Annotated in this window: 16 protein-coding genes; 11 read left to right on the top strand and 5 right to left on the bottom strand. The window is 62.3% G+C overall.

Features of this window, described 5'->3' with window-relative positions; all coding sequences use genetic code 11:
• Positions 1-45: 45 nt before the first annotated feature.
• Positions 46-1,305: an RsmB/NOP family class I SAM-dependent RNA methyltransferase gene (locus P0D80_RS22590; protein ID WP_408286813.1), complete on the bottom strand. Its 1,260-nt coding sequence runs from the start codon at positions 1,303-1,305 to the stop codon at positions 46-48.
• Positions 1,302-1,955: a phosphoribosylglycinamide formyltransferase gene (gene purN / locus P0D80_RS22585; protein WP_408286811.1), complete on the bottom strand. Its 654-nt coding sequence runs from the start codon at positions 1,953-1,955 to the stop codon at positions 1,302-1,304. Before purN ends, P0D80_RS22590 begins: the two co-directional genes overlap by 4 nt.
• 117 nt (positions 1,956-2,072) lie before the next feature.
• Between purN and P0D80_RS22580 the strand changes: the two genes are divergently transcribed.
• The 6 genes from P0D80_RS22580 (at position 2,073) to dut (ending at position 9,464) form a co-directional block, all read left to right on the top strand.
• The gene (locus P0D80_RS22580) at positions 2,073-3,068 is read left to right on the top strand and encodes a bifunctional riboflavin kinase/FAD synthetase (protein WP_408179796.1); all 996 of its coding nucleotides are present in this window, start codon (positions 2,073-2,075) and stop codon (positions 3,066-3,068) included.
• A gap of 171 nt (positions 3,069-3,239) precedes the next feature.
• Positions 3,240-6,077, top strand: a complete 2,838-nt coding sequence (ileS, locus tag P0D80_RS22575; protein WP_408286809.1) for an isoleucine--tRNA ligase — start codon at positions 3,240-3,242, stop codon at positions 6,075-6,077.
• The gene (gene lspA, locus P0D80_RS22570) at positions 6,077-6,595 is read left to right on the top strand and encodes a signal peptidase II (protein WP_408286807.1); all 519 of its coding nucleotides are present in this window, start codon (positions 6,077-6,079) and stop codon (positions 6,593-6,595) included. Before ileS ends, lspA begins: the two co-directional genes overlap by 1 nt.
• A 100-nt stretch (positions 6,596-6,695) precedes the next feature.
• A complete protein-coding gene (coaBC, locus tag P0D80_RS22565) occupies positions 6,696-7,910 on the top strand; it encodes a bifunctional phosphopantothenoylcysteine decarboxylase/phosphopantothenate--cysteine ligase CoaBC (RefSeq protein ID WP_408286806.1) in 1,215 nt (404 codons plus the stop codon).
• Between the two features lie 74 nt (positions 7,911-7,984).
• The gene (locus P0D80_RS22560; protein WP_408286804.1) at positions 7,985-9,004 is read left to right on the top strand and encodes an LLM class flavin-dependent oxidoreductase; all 1,020 of its coding nucleotides are present in this window, start codon (positions 7,985-7,987) and stop codon (positions 9,002-9,004) included.
• Between the two features lie 13 nt (positions 9,005-9,017).
• Positions 9,018-9,464 (top strand): dUTP diphosphatase, encoded by a 447-nt coding sequence (dut, locus tag P0D80_RS22555; protein WP_408286801.1) that lies wholly within the window; start codon positions 9,018-9,020, stop codon positions 9,462-9,464.
• A gap of 122 nt (positions 9,465-9,586) precedes the next feature.
• Here the strand turns inward: dut and clpA are convergent, their stop codons facing one another.
• Positions 9,587-11,884, bottom strand: coding sequence for an ATP-dependent Clp protease ATP-binding subunit ClpA (gene clpA / locus P0D80_RS22550; protein ID WP_012434129.1), 2,298 nt, complete (start codon positions 11,882-11,884; stop codon positions 9,587-9,589).
• Positions 11,881-12,195: an ATP-dependent Clp protease adapter ClpS gene (gene clpS, locus P0D80_RS22545; protein WP_006050100.1), complete on the bottom strand. Its 315-nt coding sequence runs from the start codon at positions 12,193-12,195 to the stop codon at positions 11,881-11,883. Before clpS ends, clpA begins: the two co-directional genes overlap by 4 nt.
• Before the next feature lie 551 nt (positions 12,196-12,746).
• Between clpS and P0D80_RS22540 the strand changes: the two genes are divergently transcribed.
• Positions 12,747-12,953, top strand: a complete 207-nt coding sequence (locus P0D80_RS22540) for a cold-shock protein (RefSeq protein WP_007180614.1) — start codon at positions 12,747-12,749, stop codon at positions 12,951-12,953.
• Positions 12,954-13,301: 348 nt separating this feature from the next.
• Here the strand turns inward: P0D80_RS22540 and icd are convergent, their stop codons facing one another.
• Positions 13,302-14,558, bottom strand: a complete 1,257-nt coding sequence (gene icd, locus P0D80_RS22535; protein WP_106314184.1) for an NADP-dependent isocitrate dehydrogenase — start codon at positions 14,556-14,558, stop codon at positions 13,302-13,304.
• A gap of 316 nt (positions 14,559-14,874) precedes the next feature.
• Here icd and P0D80_RS22530 point away from each other — a divergent pair, with 316 nt between their 5' ends.
• The 4 genes from P0D80_RS22530 (at position 14,875) to fusA (ending at position 19,178) form a co-directional block, all read left to right on the top strand.
• Positions 14,875-15,444: a pseudouridine synthase gene (locus P0D80_RS22530; RefSeq protein WP_408179802.1), complete on the top strand. Its 570-nt coding sequence runs from the start codon at positions 14,875-14,877 to the stop codon at positions 15,442-15,444.
• A gap of 456 nt (positions 15,445-15,900) precedes the next feature.
• Entirely contained in the window at positions 15,901-16,092 is a 192-nt protein-coding gene (locus P0D80_RS22525; protein ID WP_408286799.1) for a hypothetical protein, read from the top strand.
• Between the two features lie 145 nt (positions 16,093-16,237).
• A complete protein-coding gene (locus P0D80_RS22520; protein ID WP_132373381.1) occupies positions 16,238-16,744 on the top strand; it encodes a DUF192 domain-containing protein in 507 nt (168 codons plus the stop codon).
• A 328-nt stretch (positions 16,745-17,072) separates the two neighbouring features.
• Positions 17,073-19,178 carry an elongation factor G gene (gene fusA / locus P0D80_RS22515; protein WP_408286797.1) on the top strand — a complete coding sequence of 702 codons (2,106 nt, stop codon included), beginning with the start codon at positions 17,073-17,075 and terminating at the stop codon, positions 19,176-19,178.
• Positions 19,179-19,364: the final 186 nt, after the last annotated feature.

The following is a 19,364-nucleotide window of genomic DNA, read 5'->3' as shown; positions in this document are numbered from 1 at the left end:
GGTTCAGGAATCGAACTCGCACGCGCCGGCAAAAGCCTGTTGCGCTTAGCTCTGGCGTTCCAGCACGGCGGCGAAGAAGCCGTCGGTTGCGTGGCGGTGCGGCCACAGCGAAAGGTAATCGCCCATTTCCAGATCGATGCGCTGCTCGGCCAGCACGTCGCGCGCGGGCACCAGCGCGAAATCCGGATGGTCGGCGAGGAACTGCTGCACCACCGCTTCGTTTTCGGCCTCCAGAATCGAGCAGGTGGCGTAGACGAGGCGGCCGCCCTTCTTCACCAGACGCGCGGCGCTGGCCAGAATCGACGCCTGCTTCGGCGCCAGTTCGGCCACCGATTCCGGCGACTGGCGCCACTTCAGGTCCGGGTTGCGGCGCAGCGTGCCCAAGCCGCTGCACGGTGCGTCGACCAGCACGCGGTCGATCTTGCCCGCGAGCCGCTTGATCTTGGCGTCGTGTTCACTGTCGATCAGTACCGGATTCACGTTCGACAAACCGCTGCGCGCAAGGCGCGGCTTGAGCTTGGCGAGGCGCCGCTCGGAGATGTCGAACGCATAGAGCCGGCCGGTGGAACGCATTGCCGCGCCCAGCGCCAACGTCTTGCCGCCCGCGCCCGCGCAGAAGTCGACGATCATTTCGCCGCGTTTGGGCGCGACCAGCGAGCACAACAGCTGGCTGCCTTCGTCCTGCACTTCGAGCCAGCCGTGCTGGAACGCGTCGAGCTTGGTAAGCGGCGGCTTGCCGACCACGCGCACGCCGAACGGCGCGAACGGCGTGGCGCCGCCCTCGATGCCGGCCTTCGACAGCGCGTTCAACACGTCGTCGCGGCTCGCTTTGATCGGGTTCGCGCGCAGATCCAGCGGCGCCGGGTAGTTCAGCGCGGCGGCCAGTTGCGCCAGTTCGTCGGGCTCGAAGCGCTTGCTGAGCGCCTGGTATATCCAGTCGGGCAGATTCAGGCGAATCCGCAGCGGCAGGCTTTCCGGGTCGATCTTCGACACGTGTTCGAGCCAGCTCAACTCCTGTTCCGACACGAACGGCTTGAGCGCGTTACGCCCCGCCGTCTGCATCAGACCGAGCAGCGCCATGCGGCGCGCCGGGCTGCCGGCACCGCCTTCGGCCAGATGGGCGAATTCCATCCGGCGACGCAGCACCGCGAAAACGGCCTCGGCGATCACGCCGCGTTCGCCGTGCCCGAGCTTCGGATGCGCGCGGAAGAAACGGCTCGTGGTAGCGTCGGCCGGGCCGTTGAGTCTTAGGACTTCAGCCAACAAAGTCTCAGTTTGTCCAATCAAAAAACCATGCAATCTCATGCGCCCTCTCCGGCGGTGTGACCGGCAAAGAGCCATTGCGGCTCCGGCGGCGTAAGCGTGACACGCAGGCCATCCAGAGCAAGACGCCCTTCGACGAACCAGCGCACCGCGCGTGGATAAATGATGTGTTCGGTTGCCAGCACGCGTTCAGCGAGCATGGCTGGGGTGTCGCCTGTTTCCACGGGAACCGCCGACTGCGCGACGATCGGCCCGTGATCGAGTTGCGACGTGACAAAATGCACGGACGCGCCGTGCAGCCGCACGCCCGCGTCGAGCGCCTGCTGATGGGTTTTCAGTCCCGGAAAGCTCGGCAGCAGCGACGGATGCACGTTCAGCATGCGACCGGCGTAATGATCGACGAAACCGGCTGTCAGCACCCGCATGAATCCAGCGAGCACCACCAGGTCGGGGGCAAAACTATCGATTTCTTTGGCGAGCGCGGCGTCGAAGCTGTCGCGCTCCGGAAACTGGCGGTGGTCGACCACCGCCGTGGCAATACCGTGCGACGCCGCGAACGCAAGGCCCGCGGCATCAGGACGGTTGGCAATCACGGCGGCGACTTGCGCCGGCCAGGCCTCGTCCGAGCAGGCTCGAACGATGGCTTCCATGTTGCTTCCCCGTCCGGAAATCAGGATGACGAGTTTTTTCATCCGCGGATTTTATCATTCGGGAACACCGAAACCGCGACGCGCCGCCGTCCACTGCGCTGAACGTTTATAATCGTTTGTTTTGCGGCACTCCGCCCGCTCCACCTCAAACCCGCTATCGTGAGAGTCTTCCGCGGTCTTCCCAACGCTGAAAGCCGTGCGCCCTGCGCACTGACCATCGGCAACTTCGACGGTGTCCACCGCGGCCATCAGGCTTTGCTCGCCCATGTGCGCGCCGCCGCCGATGCGCGTGGCCTGCCCGTCTGCGTGATGACCTTCGAGCCGCACCCGCGCGAGTTCTTCAACCCGGCGGGCGCGCCGCCGCGTATCGCCATGCTGCGCGACAAGCTCGAGGCGCTGCGCACCAACGGCGTCGACCGGGTGGTGGTCGAGCACTTCAACCACACGTTCGCGAGCCAGTCGCCGGACACGTTCGTCGAACGGATCATCGTCAACGGGCTGCACGCGCGCTGGGTCATGATCGGCGACGACTTCCGCTACGGCGCGAAGCGCGCGGGCGACTTCGGGTCGCTCAAGGCCGCGGGGCAGCAATACGGTTTCGAGGTCGAGCAGATGGCTACCGTGGCCGATCCGTCGGGCGCGCGCATTTCCAGTTCGGGCGTGCGCGCCGCGCTGGTGGCGGGCGACCTCGACTCGGCGCGCGCCGCGCTGGGCCGCGACTATCTGATCAGCGGCCATGTCGTGCACGGCATGAAGCTCGGTCGCGATCTCGGCTTTCCCACGCTCAATCTGCCGATCGCCCACAAACGTCCGGCGCTCGCGGGCATTTTCGTGGTGCGCGTTCACGGCGTGGCGGACGAACCGCTGCCGGGCGTCGCGAGCCTCGGCCTGCGCCCCACGGTGGATGATTCCGGCCGCGTGCTGCTTGAAGTTCACCTGCTTGACTGGCACGGCGACGCGTATGGCAAACTCGTGCGCGTCGAATTCCTGAAGAAGCTGCGCGACGAGGAAAAGTACGTCGACCTCGAAACGCTAACCGCCGCCATCAAGCGCGACGTCGTCAACGCGCGCGCGTGGTTCGCGGCCGTCGGCGCCGACACGCCGGGCAGCCGCTCCACCGGCTTCTCCACCTCGGCCACTGATCGAATTAGATAACCGCCGTGGTCCGTGCAGGCGCTCAAGCGCCGCGTGTGTGGACCCTCGCCGCGCGCATCGAAAGGCGTCCGTGGATCACGCGACATGCCTGCCGGGCGCGCCCAACGCCCTCGCGCATCGTGCGCATTCCGCGCCCTGCTGCGCATAGAAAGAATTCACCGCGACCTCATCATGAGCAACAAGAAAGCCGATTCGAAACCGCAGTCACGCTACCCGGTCAACCTGCTCGACACGCCGTTCCCGATGCGCGGCGACCTGCCCAAGCGCGAGCCGCAATGGGTCAAGGAATGGCAGGAACGCAAGGTCTACGAGAAGATCCGCGCCGCCTCCAAGGGCCGCAAGAAGTTCATCCTGCACGACGGCCCGCCGTATGCGAACGGTGACATCCACCTCGGCCACGCGGTGAACAAGATCCTGAAGGACATGATCGTCAAGGCGCGCAATCTGGCGGGCTTCGACGCGGTCTACGTGCCGGGCTGGGATTGCCACGGCATGCCGATCGAAATCCAGATCGAAAAGCAGTTCGGCAAGTCGCTGCCGGCCGCCGAAGTCATGCAGAAGGCGCGTGCCTACGCAACCGAGCAGATCGAGAAGCAGAAGGTCGGCTTCCGCCGGCTGGGCGTGCTCGGCGACTGGGACAACCCGTACAAGACCATGAACTTCACGAACGAAGCCGGCGAAATCCGCGCGCTCGCGAAGATCATGGAAAAAGGCTACGTGTTCCGCGGCCTGAAACCGGTGAACTGGTGTTTCGACTGCGGCTCGGCGTTGGCCGAAGCGGAAGTCGAATACAAGGACAAGACCGATCCGACCATCGACGTACTGTTCAGCTTCGCCGAACCGGAAAAGACCGCGCAAGCGTTCGGTTTGAATGCGCTGCCGCGCAACGAAGGCGGCATCGTAATCTGGACCACCACGCCGTGGACCATCCCCGCCAACCAGGCGCTGAACCTGCATCCGGAAATCGTCTACGCGCTGGTCGACACGCCGCGCGGCCTGCTGATCCTCGCCGAAGAGCGCGTTGAAGCCTGCCTGAAGCTGTACGGCCTGGAAGGCACGATCGTCGCCACCACGCCGGGTGCAAAGCTGGTCAACCTGCGCTTCAACCACCCGCTCGCGTCCGCGCATCCTGGTTACAAGCGCACGGCGCCGGTGTATCTCGGCGACTATGTGACGACCGAAACGGGTACGGGTATCGTGCACTCGTCGCCGGCGTACGGCGTGGAAGACTTCGTGTCGTGCAAGGCGCACGGCATGGCGGACTCGGACATCATCAATCCGGTGATGGGCGACGGCCGTTATATCGAATCGCTCGCGCTGTTCGGCGGCCTGTCGATCTGGGCGGCCAACCCGCAGATCGTCGAAGCGCTGCAAGGCGCCGGCTCGCTGATGCGCACCGAGAAGTACACGCACAGCTACATGCACTGCTGGCGCCACAAGACACCGATCATCTACCGCGCGACGTCGCAATGGTTCGCCGGCATGGACGTGCAGCCGAACGACACCGACAAGACGCTGCGCGAGACCGCGCTCGAAGGCATCGAAAACACCGCCTTCTATCCGGCGTGGGGCAAGCAGCGCCTGTTCAGCATGATCGCCAACCGGCCGGACTGGACGCTGTCGCGTCAACGCCAATGGGGCGTGCCGATGGCGTTCTTCGTGCACAAGGAAACCGGCGAACTGCATCCGCGTACGCTGGAGTTGCTCGAAGAAGTCGCGCAACGCGTCGAGAAGGCCGGCATCGAAGCCTGGCAAACCCTCGACCCGCGCGAGCTGATCGGCGACGACGCCAACATGTACGAAAAGAACCGCGACACGCTGGACGTGTGGTTCGACTCGGGCACCACGCACTGGCACGTGCTGCGCGGCTCGCACAAAGACGAACTGCAATTCCCGGCCGACCTGTATCTGGAAGGCTCGGACCAGCACCGCGGCTGGTTCCACTCGTCGCTGCTGACCGCTTCGATGCTCGACGGCCGTCCGCCGTATAACGCGCTGCTCACGCACGGCTTCACCGTGGACGGCGAAGGCCGCAAGATGAGCAAGTCGCTCGGCAACGGTATCGATCCGCACGAAGTGGCGAACCGCCTCGGCGCGGAAATCATCCGCCTGTGGATCGCGTCGACCGACTATTCGGGCGAGCTGGCGATCTCGGAAGAAATCCTGAAGCGCGTGACGGAAGGCTATCGCCGTATCCGCAACACGCTGCGCTTCCTGCTCGCGAACCTGTCGGACTTCGACTTCGCGCAGCACGCGCGTCCGGTCGAAGACTGGCTCGAGATCGACCGCTATGCGGTGGCGCTGTCGGCGAATCTGCAAAACGACATCCTCTCGCACTACGACAAGTACGAATTCCACCCGGTGGTCGCCAAGCTGCAGACGTTCTGCTCGGAAGACCTCGGCGGCTTCTATCTGGACGTGCTGAAAGACCGCCTGTACACGACCGCCGCGGACTCCGTCGCTCGCCGTTCGGCGCAGACCGCGCTGTATCACATCGCGCACGGCCTGCTGCGTCTGATGGCGCCGTTCCTGTCGTTCACCGCCGAAGAAGCGTGGAAGATCTTCCAACCGAACAGCGAGACGATCTTCACTGAGACGTATCACGCATTCCCGACCGTGCCCGAAGCCGGCGCCCTGCTCGACAAATGGACGCTCCTGCGCGCCGCGCGCAGCGACGTGACCAAGGCGCTGGAAGAAGCGCGCGTGGCGAACCTGATCGGCTCGTCCTTGCAGGCGGAAGTCGAAATCCGTGCGAGCGGCGCGCGCTACGACGCGCTCACGAGCCTCGGCGACGATCTGAAGTTCGTGCTGATCACGTCGGCGGCGAGCGTCGTGAAGGTCGACAGCGAAGCGGAAGAAGGCGTCGAAGTCATCGCCTCGAAGTATCTGAAGTGCGAACGCTGCTGGCACTACCGCGCGGACGTCGGCGCGAATGCCGAACACCCCACGCTGTGCGGCCGCTGCTTCAGCAATCTGTTCGGCAACGGTGAAATCAGGAGCGCGGCATAATGGCGAGAACCATGTCGAAAACCGCGCCGAAAACATCTGTTGCAAACGGTTCGCTGGCGCCCTGGCTCGGCGTCGCGTTGATCGTCATCCTGTTCGATCAGTTGACGAAAATCGCGGTCCAGAAAGTGTTCGCCTACGGTGTCGCGCATGAGGTCACGTCGTTTTTCAACCTGATCCTCGTGTACAACCGCGGCGCGGCATTCAGTTTTCTCGCGATGGCGGGCGGCTGGCAACGCTGGGCGTTCACCGCGCTCGGCGTGGTGGCCGCGCTGGTGATCTGCTACCTGCTCAGGCGCCACGGCGGGCAGAAAATGTTCTGCACGGCGCTCGCGCTGATTCTCGGTGGCGCGCTCGGCAACGTGATCGACCGGCTCGCGTATGGCCACGTGATCGACTTCCTCGATTTCCACGTACGCACGTGGCACTGGCCGGCGTTCAATCTCGCCGACAGCGCGATCACGATCGGCGCGGTGCTGCTCGTGCTCGACGAACTGCGGCGCGTGCGCGGCGCGCGCTGACAGCGCGCGCTGGCGTTTGCGCACCAGTACGCTTTGAAAGACATGGCGGCGGGGACGCAACGCCTCGCTGCCCGCCACCACGCTTAGTCGGAGGCTTTCGTTGGCAACCGCAGAACTCGCAGGAAAACACCTCGTCCTCGGCATGACGGGCGGCATTGCCTGCTACAAGATCGCCGAACTCACGCGTCTGCTGACCAAGGCCGGCGCGACCGTGCAGGTCGTCATGACCGAAGCGGCCACGCAATTCATCACCCCCGTCACCATGCAGGCGCTCTCGGGCCGTCCGGTCTACACGAGCCAGTGGGACGGGCGCGTGCCGAACAACATGGCGCACATCGACCTGTCGCGTGAAGCGGATGCGATCGTGATCGCGCCCGCCTCCACCGATTTCCTCGCCAAACTCGCCCACGGCATGGCCGACGACCTGCTGTCGACGCTGTGTGTCGCCCGCGATTGTCCGCTACTGGTCGTGCCGGCCATGAACCGGCAGATGTGGCAGAACCCGGCGACGCAGCGCAACGTCGCGCAATTGCGCGCGGACGGCATCGAAGTGCTCGGACCCGATTCGGGTCCGCAAGCGTGCGGCGAAGTCGGCGACGGCCGCATGCTCGAAGCCGCGGCCACTTACGAAGCCATCGCCTCGTTCTTCTCGCCGAAAATCCTCGCCGGCAAGCGCTTGCTGCTGACCGCCGGGCCGACGTTCGAGCCGCTCGATCCGGTACGCGGCATCACCAATCGCTCCAGCGGCAAGATGGGATTCGCGCTGGCGCGCGCCGCGCAACAGGCCGGCGCCGAAGTCCACCTGATCGCCGGCCCCGTCGCACTGGAGACGCCGTGGGGCGTATTCCGCCAGGACGTGCAAACCGCGCAGCAAATGCATGACGCGGTGATGCGCTCGGTCGCGGACGCCGACATTTTCATCGGCGTGGCCGCGGTGGCCGACTGGCGCGTCGATCACGCCAGCGAGCACAAGATCAAGAAGACCGCCGAGCACGCGCTGCCGAGCTTCACCTTCGTCGAAAATCCGGACATTCTGGCCTCGGTGGCGAAACTGCCGCATCCGCCGTTCGCGGTCGGCTTCGCCGCGGAAAGCGGCGATCTGGAAGTGCATGGCGAAGAAAAGCGCGTGCGCAAAAATGTGCCGCTTCTGATCGGCAATCTCGGCCCACTGACTTTCGGCCTCGACGATAACGAAGTGATCCTGTTCGAAGCAGGCGGCGCGACCAAGCTGCCACGCGCCGACAAGCAGACGCTCGCGGGCGCTCTGATCGCGGAGATCGCCAGGCGTCTGCCCGACACAAGTCTGATTCGCTGAGCCATGCGCGCGACGCGTCAGCGCAGTCGCCACGCGTCGCACTAGCGAATGGAATCAACTGGAGCGGTACTGACATGACGCGACTATCCGTACTCGATCAAACGCCCGTGATCGCCGGGCACTCGGTGGCGGACGCGATTGCCGCCACGGTCGAACTCGCGCAGCTCGCCGACGACCTCGGCTATACGCGTTACTGGTGCGCCGAGCATCACGGGCTGCGCGGCGTGTCGAACCCCTGCCCCGAGGTGATGCTGGCGCGGCTCGGCAGCGTGACCCAACACATTCGACTGGGCTCCGGCGGCGTGATGCTGCCGTACTACAGCCCGTTCAAGGTCGCCGAGCAATTCATGATGCTCGAAGCGCTGTTCCCCAATCGCATCGATCTGGGCGTGGGACGCGCGCCGGGCGGCGACATGCGCACGGCGCAAGCAGTCGCTGCCGGCGACTACAATCGCGGCGATATCTTTCCGCAGCAGGTGGCCGATCTGCTCGGTCTGATGCACGGCACCTTGCCCGCCGATCACATTGCGAGCGGCGTGCTGCTGCAGCCGCAAATCGATACGCGTCCGCAACTGTGGATGCTCGGGTCGAGCGAATTCGGCGGCTTGCTGGCGGCGCAACTCGGCATTCCTTTTGCGTTTGCGCACTTCATTAACGCGCATTTCGGGCACCAGGTCGCGCATGCGTATCGTGAGCGCTTCAAGGCCGGACAGGACATGCAGCAACCGTATCTGGCGGCCGCCGTGTTCGTGATTTGCGCCGACACCGAACAGGAAGCGGCGGATCTGGAGAAAGCCGTCGATCTGCGCCGCGTGCAAATGGCCTATGGCCTGAACGAACCGATCCCGACGATCGAACAGGGCGTCGCGCAGGAATACGGCGAGCGCGAGCGTCTGGTGATCGATCGCGAGAAGCCGCGCAGCATCATCGGCACGCCGGAAACCGTCACCGAGCGGCTGCATGCCTTGCAGGAACAGTTCGAGGCCGACGAACTGATCGTGCTCACCGTTGCGGGCAGCTACCGCGCCCGTTTGCGCTCCTATGAACTTCTCGCCGAAGCGTTCCAGCTCGAACGCCCGGCCTCCACTTCTTAACCTTCGAATCTGCATGAAACTCGACCTCAAGATCCTCGACGCGCGCATGCGCGCGCAGCTCCCGGCTTACGCCACCACCGGCAGCGCGGGCCTCGACCTGCGCGCGTGCCTCGACGAACCGTTGACCTTGAAACCCGGCGAAACCGCTTTGGTGCCGACGGGTCTGGCGATTCACGTCGGCGATCCGGGCTATGCCGCGCTGATTCTGCCGCGCTCGGGACTGGGGCATAAGCACGGCATCGTGCTGGGCAATCTGGTCGGCCTGATCGATTCGGATTACCAAGGTCAACTGATGATTTCGACGTGGAACCGTGGCGAGACCACGTTCGTGCTGAATCCGATGGAACGCCTCGCGCAACTGGTGATCGTGCCGGTCGTGCAAGCGGAGTTCAATATCGTCGACGACTTCGAAACCAGCGAGCGCGGCGCCGGCGGATTCGGCAGCACGGGCAAGCACTGATCGATTCGATTGCTTCGGTCTACCGACTGTAACGAGCGTAGATCGAAGCAAAATCGAGCGCACAAAAGAAAACGGCGCGGGGTTAAACCCGCGCCGTTCTGCTTTTTGATGCCGATTCGAACTTACTCGATTTCCACCGCTTCCGGATTCGGATTGCGCGGCGCCGGATGCTCGTCGAAGGTCAACTGCACCTTGTCTTCCGCATCCACATCGACCGAGACGCGGCCGCCGTTCATCAGCTTGCCGAACAGCAGTTCGTCGGCCAGTGCACGGCGGATCGTGTCCTGGATCAGACGCTGCATCGGACGCGCGCCCATCAACGGATCGAAACCGTGCTTGGCGAGATGCTTGCGCAGCGCGTCGGTGAAGAGCGCATCGACCTTCTTCTCGTGCAACTGATCTTCCAGCTGCATCAGGAACTTGTCGACCACGCGCATGATGATTTCCTCATCGAGCGAGCGGAAGCTGATCGTTGCGTCCAGACGATTACGGAACTCCGGCGTGAACATGCGCTTGATGTCGACCATTTCGTCGCCGGTTTCGCGACGATTCGTGAAGCCGATCACCGACTTGCCCATCGCCTCGGCGCCCGCATTCGTCGTCATGATGATGATGACGTTGCGGAAATCCGCCTTGCGGCCGTTGTTGTCCGTCAGCGTGCCGTGGTCCATCACCTGCAGCAGCACGTTGTAGATGTCCGGATGCGCCTTCTCGATTTCGTCGAGCAGCAGCACGCAATGCGGCTTCTTCGTGACAGCTTCGGTCAGCAGACCGCCCTGGTCGAAACCGACATAGCCCGGCGGCGCGCCGATCAACCGGCTGACCGCGTGACGCTCCATGTATTCCGACATGTCGAAGCGAATCAGCTCGATGCCCAGCGTGAACGCCAGTTGCTTCGCCACTTCCGTCTTGCCGACGCCCGTGGGGCCGGAGAACAGGAACGCGCCGATCGGCTTGTCCAGCTTGCCGAGACCCGCACGCGCCATCTTGATCGCGGCCGACAGCGCGTCGATTGCCGGGTCTTGCCCGAACACCACGCTCTTCAGATCGCGATCCAGCGTTTGCAGCTTGCTGCGATCGTCCTGCGACACGCTTTGCGGCGGGACGCGGGCGATCTTCGAGATGATTTCCTCGATCTCGTTCTTGCCGATGGTCTTCTTCTGCTTCGACTTCGGCAGGATGCGTTGCGCCGCGCCCGCTTCGTCGATCACGTCGATCGCCTTGTCCGGCAAATGACGATCCGTGATGAAGCGTGCCGACAACTCAGCCGCCGCCGACAGCGCGCCCGACGAATACTTCACGCCGTGGTGCTCTTCGAAACGCGACTTCAGGCCACGCAGGATCGCCACCGTCTGTTCGACGGTCGGCTCGGTCACGTCGACCTTCTGGAAACGGCGCGACAATGCCGCGTCTTTTTCGAAGATGCCGCGATATTCCGTGAACGTGGTCGCACCGATGCACTTCAAAGTGCCCGACGACAACGCCGGCTTGAGCAGGTTCGACGCGTCCAGCGTGCCGCCCGACGCGGCGCCTGCGCCGATCAGTGTATGAATTTCGTCGATGAACAGGATTGCATGCGGACGTTCCTTCAATTCTTTGAGGACCGTCTTCAGGCGCTGTTCGAAGTCGCCGCGATACTTGGTGCCGGCGAGCAGCGCGCCCATGTCGAGCGAATACACCTGCGCATCCGCGAGAATGTCCGGCACTTCGCCGCGCGTAATGCGCCACGCGAGACCTTCGGCGATCGCCGTCTTGCCGACGCCGGCCTCACCGACTAGCAGCGGATTGTTCTTGCGGCGGCGGCACAGCACCTGGACCACACGCTCGACTTCCGACTCGCGTCCGATCAGCGGATCGATGCGGCCGTCTTTCGCCATCTGGTTCAGGTTCTGGGTGAACTGCGCCAGCGGGGTTTCCTTCTGCGCGGCGGCTTCGTCGGACTCGGCATTCGCGTCGCTCGCTTTCGCGGCGTCCGTGCTGCTCGTCTTGGCGATGCCATGCGAGATGAAATTCACCACGTCCAGGCGCGTGACGCCCTGCTGTTGCAGGTAGTACACCGCGTGCGAATCCTTCTCGCCGAAGATCGCAACCAGCACGTTCGCGCCGGTCACTTCCTTCTTGCCATTCGAGGTGGACTGCACATGCATGATCGCGCGCTGGATCACACGCTGGAAACCCAGCGTGGGCTGCGTGTCGACGTCGTCCGTGCCAGGCACGGTCGGCGTGTTGTCATGAATGAAGTTGCGCAGGTTCTGGCGCAGATCCTCGATATTGGCCGCGCATGCACGCAACACCTCCGCCGCTGTCGGATTGTCCAACAGGGCCAGCAAAAGGTGTTCGACCGTTATGAACTCGTGCCGCGCCTGGCGCGCTTCCATGAACGCCATGTGCAGGCTGACTTCCAGTTCCTGGGCAATCATGCTTCCTCCATCACACACTGCAGCGGATGCCCGGCCTGCCGTGCGTGGGTAACGACTTGCTCGACTTTGGTCGACGCGATGTCCCGCGTATAGACCCCACAAACTCCCCTGCCCTCGCGATGCACCTTCAACATTACCTGTGTTGCGGTTTCACGATCTTTATTGAAATATTCCTGCACGATCATCACGACAAATTCCATTGGCGTGAAGTCGTCATTCAGCAGCACCACCTTGTACATGGATGGCGGCTTGAGCTTCTTCTCCTGCCGCTCCAGTACGGTGCCGTCCTGCTTGTCCGGGATAATCGCCATACACCCATTCTAAACAACTAGGACAGGCCCGCAATCCTGTCAAAACCCGGCCGACCGGCCGGTGAGCCCGTTCGCTACCGCTTGATGGGTGATTCCCCCGCCATGCGTGCGTTAAATCGACGAGCCGATTGCGGAGCCGGCCCCTATCCTGTGATGCCTTGCGGTCGTGTTGCACCGCAGTCGGATCGAGTATCGCACAACCTGCCGTAGCTGGCTGACGGCTCGCCCGGCCTCATCGCCGACGGTGCGACCCGCAGAACAGCATGTGAGTCGATTATGCGACTTTTCAAGACGGCCCGCTTGCGCAACCGCACATAACGAAAGCGGGAAAAACCCTGGAAAGTGCCGGTTTGCAACGCCACAACTACGTCTCAAAATTTTCTTGACACCCGAATAAAGAGCCTCAACAATCAAGCTGGCACTTTTTTCACTGCGCCATAATTTCGAAAAAATGCCGATGGTGAGCTTGTGAGGAGGGAGCGGCTGCATCGCGCGGTCGTCGAGCTTTTCGAGGGCTCGTGGTAGTGACATGAGTTACAGGGGAAGTTGGAATGGCAACTGGTACGGTCAAATGGTTCAATGACGCAAAAGGTTTCGGATTCATCACGCCTGATGAAGGTGGTGAGGATCTGTTTGCACACTTCTCGGCCATCCAGATGAATGGGTTCAAAACCCTCAAGGAAGGCCAAAAGGTAACCTTCGAGGTCGTGCAAGGCCCGAAAGGCAAACAGGCATCGAACATCCAGGCACCTGCCTGATACCGGTCGATACCCGTCCTTTGAAACCCGGCTTCGTGCCGGGTTTCTTTTTTTGGACGTCGGCTTCCAGTCGTGCTCATTGCATGCACGTCCCACATATCGGGTAGCGCTTCGGCCTGCTGTCCACTTCCGCTTTTGCGATGATGGCCGTCCTGCAGTTTTTTGCACTGATCAGGGGCAAGCACGGAGCGAAATATAGGCAACTGTATGACAGGTGCCAGTAACGCTTTTTGCAGCATCGCGAATATCTAATCGCGCGACGTTCCACGCGCCAGAAAACAAACAACCCCGGCCGCCTCTCAGCGCCGGGGTTGCAGATACGACCTACGTCACTTCAACGCGAACCGCTCACAAATTCTCGATCAGCACCTGGCCGAAGCCCGAACACGACACCTGCGTCGCGCCTTCCATCAAACGCGCGAAGTCGTACGTGACGCGTTTTTGCAGAATCGACTTTTCCATCGACTTGATGATCAGATCCGCCGCCTCGGTCCAGCCGAGATGGCGCAGCATCATTTCCGCCGAGAGAATTTCCGAACCCGGGTTCACGTAGTCCTTGCCGGCGTACTTCGGTGCGGTGCCGTGCGTGGCTTCGAACATCGCGACCGAATCCGACATGTTCGCGCCCGGCGCGATACCGATACCGCCGACCTGCGCGGCCAACGCGTCCGACACATAGTCGCCATTCAGGTTGAGCGTGGCGATCACGTCATACTCGGCCGGACGCAGCAGGATCTGCTGCAGGAACGCGTCGGCGATCACATCCTTCAGGACGATGTCGCCACCGGTCTTCGGATTCTTGATCTTCATCCACGGGCCGCCGTCGATCAGTTCCGCGGCGAATTCCTTTTGCGCCAGCGCATAACCGTAGTCGCGGAACGCGCCTTCGGTGAACTTCATGATGTTGCCCTTGTGCACCAGCGTGACCGAGCGGCGTTCGTTGTCGATCGCGTACTGGATCGCTTTGCGCACCAGCCGCTCCGTGCCCTCACGCGACACCGGCTTGATGCCGATCCCCGACGTATCCGGGAAGCGGATCTTCTTCACACCCATCTCTTCGCGCAGGAACTTGATGACCTTCTTCGCCTGCTCTGATTCAGCCGGCCATTCGATACCGGCGTAGATGTCTTCCGAGTTCTCGCGGAAGATCACCATGTTGGTCTTCTCCGGCTCACGCACCGGCGAAGGCACACCCTTGAAATACTGCACCGGACGCAAACACACGTAGAGGTCCAACTCCTGGCGCAGCGCGACGTTCAGCGAACGGATGCCGCCGCCGACCGGCGTGGTGAGCGGGCCCTTGATCGATACGACGTATTCCTTGAGCACCTGCAGCGTCTCTTCCGGCAGCCACACGTCCGGGCCGTACACCTTGGTCGACTTTTCGCCAGCGTAGATTTCCATCCAGTGGATTTTCTTCTTGCCCGCGTACGCTTTTTCGACCGCGGCATCCACCACTTTGATCATGACCGGCGTGATGTCGAGACCGGTACCGTCGCCTTCGATATACGGAATGATCGGCTGATCGGACACGTTGAGCGAGAAATCGGCGTTGACGGTGATCTTGTCACCACCGGTCGGAACCTTGATGTGCTGATACGGCATGATCGGACTCCAGTGAAGGCTGTGCTGAAAGCTGATGGGGAGACTGCGAAATGGGGCGCTCCTCGCTACGCGCAATGCCGGACGACTGCAAGCGGCCTGGCAGCTATTCTAGCCCACACGGCCGCCGCCCCGAGGCGGCAACGGCTCGGGGTTTTCCAACATGGACGAAACGCAAATCCGCGAGGCATAAGTCTTATGTCTTATACAAGACATGGAACCTGTCGCCACGCAATATGCTTTATTATCCCGCCATTTACTCTTGGTCCGGCGTCTCCTGGGAGACCGGTGGCGCTGCGCGACTCACTCTCCACTCCCTATGCGCCTTCTCGCTCTGAACAAACCGTTCGGCACCATCTGTCAGTTCTCGCCGCACGAGACGCGGGCGTCGCTGGCGGACTGGGTCAAGGTGCCCAACGTGTATCCGGCGGGCCGGCTCGATTCCGATAGTGAGGGCCTGCTGCTTCTCACCGACGACGGCGCATTGCAAGCGCGCATTGCCGAGCCGCGTCACAAGCTTGTCAAACGTTATTGGGCGCAAGTGGAAGGCGCGGTCGATGCGGCCACGCTGAAGAAACTCGCACGCGGCGTCGATCTCGGCGATTACGTGACGCGGCCATGCCGCGCGGAATACGTCGAACCGACCAACGCGCTCTGGACACGCACGCCGCCGATTCGCTACCGCGCCGCGATACCGACCACCTGGATCGAGCTGTCGATCACCGAAGGCAAGAACCGCCAGGTGCGTCGCATGACTGCCGCGGTGGGGTTCCCGACGCTGCGTTTGGTGCGCGTCGGCATTGGCGCGCTCGACATATTTTCGCTCGGACTGCAACCGGGAGAGAGCGTCGAATTGCCACCGAAGGCGCCGTGGGAAGGCATCGCCTGATCATCTGTACGCACGCATCGACTGATGATGGAATCCGCAACACGCTCGCACTTCACGCTGCTGAAAAAATAAGCTAACTCGTTGTATCAGCAAGCAAAAGAGCGCGTGAAACTACGGTGAAAAACGCGTGAAACAATTGCATGCGCGCGTACGCTGCAGCCTCTCATTCGCATCAACGCAGCCCCATATAAATTTCCACGAAATTCACGTCAACCGGTGCATGAGCTCAGGCGTTATTCGACGCAGATGCCGCCCGAAGCTATCCGGCATTCAGCCTTAAGGGCCTTTGTGCAAGCCGCTCTTGCGGTCAGTGCAGGGAGTCTGAGCGCTAAAGCAGACGTGTCGAAAAATTTGTCGATGCGGCTGTCAACCGAAAGGTGGATGGCACGTTTACCGACATGACTCCATATATAACCGGGTCATTTGGTTAATTAACTAAAGCTGAGGATTCACAAAATGAACAAACTGATCGCCGCTCTGGTCGCTGGTCTCTTCGCAACGGCAGCATTCGCACAAGCTTCGGCACCGGCAGCAGCTTCGGCAGCTCCGGCAGCAGCTTCGTCGGCAAAGAAGACCACGAAGCACGCTCACAAGAAGTCGCACAAGAAGGCAGCAGCAGCTGCTGCAGCTTCGGGCGCTTCGGAGTAAGTTTGTTGTAAAAACGCAGTCAAGAACTAGCTTCATTGCCGTTCTTACGGCGTTGAAAGGCAGATCACCGCAAGGCGATCTGCCTTTTTGTTTTTGACGCGCTCGCGTAACATTCGCGGGTTAATTTCCAGCAAGGAGTCATGCCGTGCGATTTCCCATGCGCTCGTTGATTGCGCGTTTCGCTGTTGCCGTTGCACTGCCGCTCGCCGCGTTGTCGTTTGTCGCTACCACTGCTGCTCCCGCGCACGCGCAGCAGATGCCGGCCGGCGCCAAACAGCCCAGCGAATTTCCTCGCGCGAAACTGACCGCGGGCATGTTCGTGATCGACGCCGCCGTCGCCGCGAACGACGCGGACCGCGAGCAAGGCCTCATGTATCGCACGAGTCTCGCGCCGAACGAAGGCATGCTGTTCGTCTTCGGCGAAAACGCCGTGCATTGCTTCTGGATGAAGAACACGCTAATCCCGCTGTCGATCGCGTTCATGCGCGCCGACGGCACGGTCACCGACATCGACGAGATGCAGGCCGAAACCACCAACAATCACTGCCCGAAGAACAACGGCGTGTATGCGTTGGAGATGAGCAAAGGCTGGTTCACGTCGAAGGGCATCAAGCCGGGGATGAAGATCCAGGGCTTGCCGGCCGCGCAATAAAACCGCGCCGGCCGCGCGAAAACGCCGCCGCTTCGTCCCACCGCTTTCCGAGAGCCGGTGCCTTGTTCCAGGGCGCCGGCTTTTTTCTTTTCCGCGCCGCGGCATCGGCGGGCGGGCACGATCGCCTCGCCTGGCACCACATCGAAGCGCGCGGCGCCGGCAGCCGAAGCCTTGCCAGCAGGCGTTCACGTCCGGCTGGCAAGATTCCTGCAAAAGACGGGCCGACGCGCTATCCTAGTAATCTTAGTAAAGCAGCATCCAGGCTCCCCGGGCAGCACAGACTGCCGCCCGGCAAGCGTTTCAGGCGCGCCATTCCAAGGAGGTTCACGTGCCCCGCAAGACTCCCATCGAGCGCTACCGGAACATCGGCATCAGCGCTCACATCGATGCCGGCAAAACCACCACCACTGAACGCATCCTGTTCTACACCGGCGTGACCCACAAGATCGGCGAGGTTCACGACGGTGCGGCAACGATGGACTGGATGGAACAGGAGCAGGAGCGCGGCATCACCATCACGTCGGCGGCCACTACCGCTTTCTGGAAGGGCATGGCCGGCAACTATCCGGAACACCGGATCAACATCATCGACACCCCCGGACACGTCGACTTCACGATCGAAGTGGAGCGCTCCATGCGCGTGCTCGACGGCGCGTGCATGGTGTACGACTCGGTCGGCGGCGTGCAACCGCAGTCGGAAACCGTGTGGCGCCAGGCGAACAAGTACAAGGTGCCGCGCATTGCGTTCGTCAACAAGATGGACCGCGTGGGCGCGGACTTCTTCCGCGTGCAGCGGCAGATCGGCGATCGCCTGAAGGGCGTCGCGGTGCCGATCCAGATTCCGGTCGGCGCGGAAGATCATTTCCAGGGCGTGGTCGATCTGGTCAAGATGAAAGCGATTTACTGGGACGAAGAGAACCAGGGCATCAAGTTCGAATACCGTGATATTCCGCCGGAACTCGCGGCGACCGCGAAGGAATGGCACGACAAGATGGTCGAGGCCGCAGCAGAGGCGAACGAGGAATTGCTCGACAAATACCTCGGTGGCGAAACCCTGACCGAAGAGGAAATCAAGTACGGCATTCGCACGCGCTGCATCGCCAACGAAATCGTGCCGATGCTGTGCGGCAGCGCGTTCAAGAACAAGGGCGTGCAAGCCATGCTCGACGCGGTGATCGACTATCTGCCCTCGCCGGTCGACGTGCCCGCCATTACCGGTCACGACGAATACGACAAGGAAATCGAGCGCCATCCGAGCGACACCGATCCGTTCTCGGCGCTCGCCTTCAAGATCATGACCGACCCGTTCGTCGGCCAGCTGATTTTCTTCCGCGTCTATTCGGGCGTGGTGAATTCGGGCGACACGGTCTACAACGCGATCAAGGAAAAGAAGGAACGCCTTGGCCGGATCCTGCAGATGCACGCCAACGAGCGCAAGGAAATCAAGGAAGTCTACGCGGGCGACATCGCCGCGGCCGTCGGCCTGAAGGAAGCGACCACGGGCGACACGCTGTGCGATCCGAACCACGTGATCATCCTCGAAAAGATGATCTTCCCGGAACCGGTGATCTCGCAGGCTGTCGAGCCGAAGACCAAGGTCGACCAGGAAAAGATGGGCATCGCGCTTAACCGTCTTGCCCAGGAAGATCCGTCGTTCCGCGTGCAGACGGATGAAGAATCCGGCCAGACGATCATCTCGGGCATGGGCGAGTTGCACCTGGAAATTCTGGTCGATCGCATGAAGCGCGAGTTCGGCGTCGAGGCGACTGTCGGCAAGCCGCAGGTCGCGTATCGCGAGACGGTGCGCAACAAGGTCGAAGACGTCGAAGGCAAGTTCGTCAAGCAGTCGGGCGGCCGCGGTCAGTACGGCCACGCGGTGATCACGCTGGAGCCGGCGCCGCAAGGCAAGGGTTACGAGTTCGTCGACGCGATCAAGGGCGGCGTGATTCCGCGCGAATACATTCCGGCAGTCGACAAGGGCATCGTCGAAACGCTGAAGGCCGGCGTGCTGGCGGGCTACCCGGTGGTCGACGTGAAGGTGACGCTGACCTTCGGTTCGTACCACGACGTCGACTCGAACGAAAACGCGTTCCGCATGGCCGGCTCGATGGCCTTCAAGGAAGCGATGCGCAAAGCCAAGCCCGTGCTGCTCGAACCGATGATGGCCGTCGAGGTGGAAACGCCGGAAGACTTCATGGGCAACGTGATGGGCGATCTGTCGAGCCGTCGCGGCATGGTGCAAGGCATGGAAGACATCGCCGGCGGCGGCGGCAAGCTGGTGCGCGCCGAAGTGCCGCTCGCGGAGATGTTCGGCTACTCGACGTCGCTGCGCTCCGCGACCCAGGGCCGCGCGACCTACACGATGGAGTTTAAGCACTACGCGGAAACGCCGAACAACGTCGCTGAAGCCGTGATCAACGCGAAGCACAAGTAAGCGCGATCCACCATCCAGCCGAAGGCAGCACACGCCAACGGCTCGAAGCCCGTCCTCTGTGGACGGGCTTTTTTTTCGTCCGCCGCGCCGCACACGGGGCTTCTTCACACGCACGTTTTTGAACATGCAAAAATGCCAGACGGCGCCGTGCCGAACGCCGGGACTTACGCCCTCGAGGAGACACAT

This window comes from Paraburkholderia sp. RL17-373-BIF-A, from assembly GCF_046030175.1.
GTDB lineage: Bacteria > Pseudomonadota > Gammaproteobacteria > Burkholderiales > Burkholderiaceae > Paraburkholderia.
This window is presented reverse-complemented; position numbering and strand designations above follow the sequence as displayed.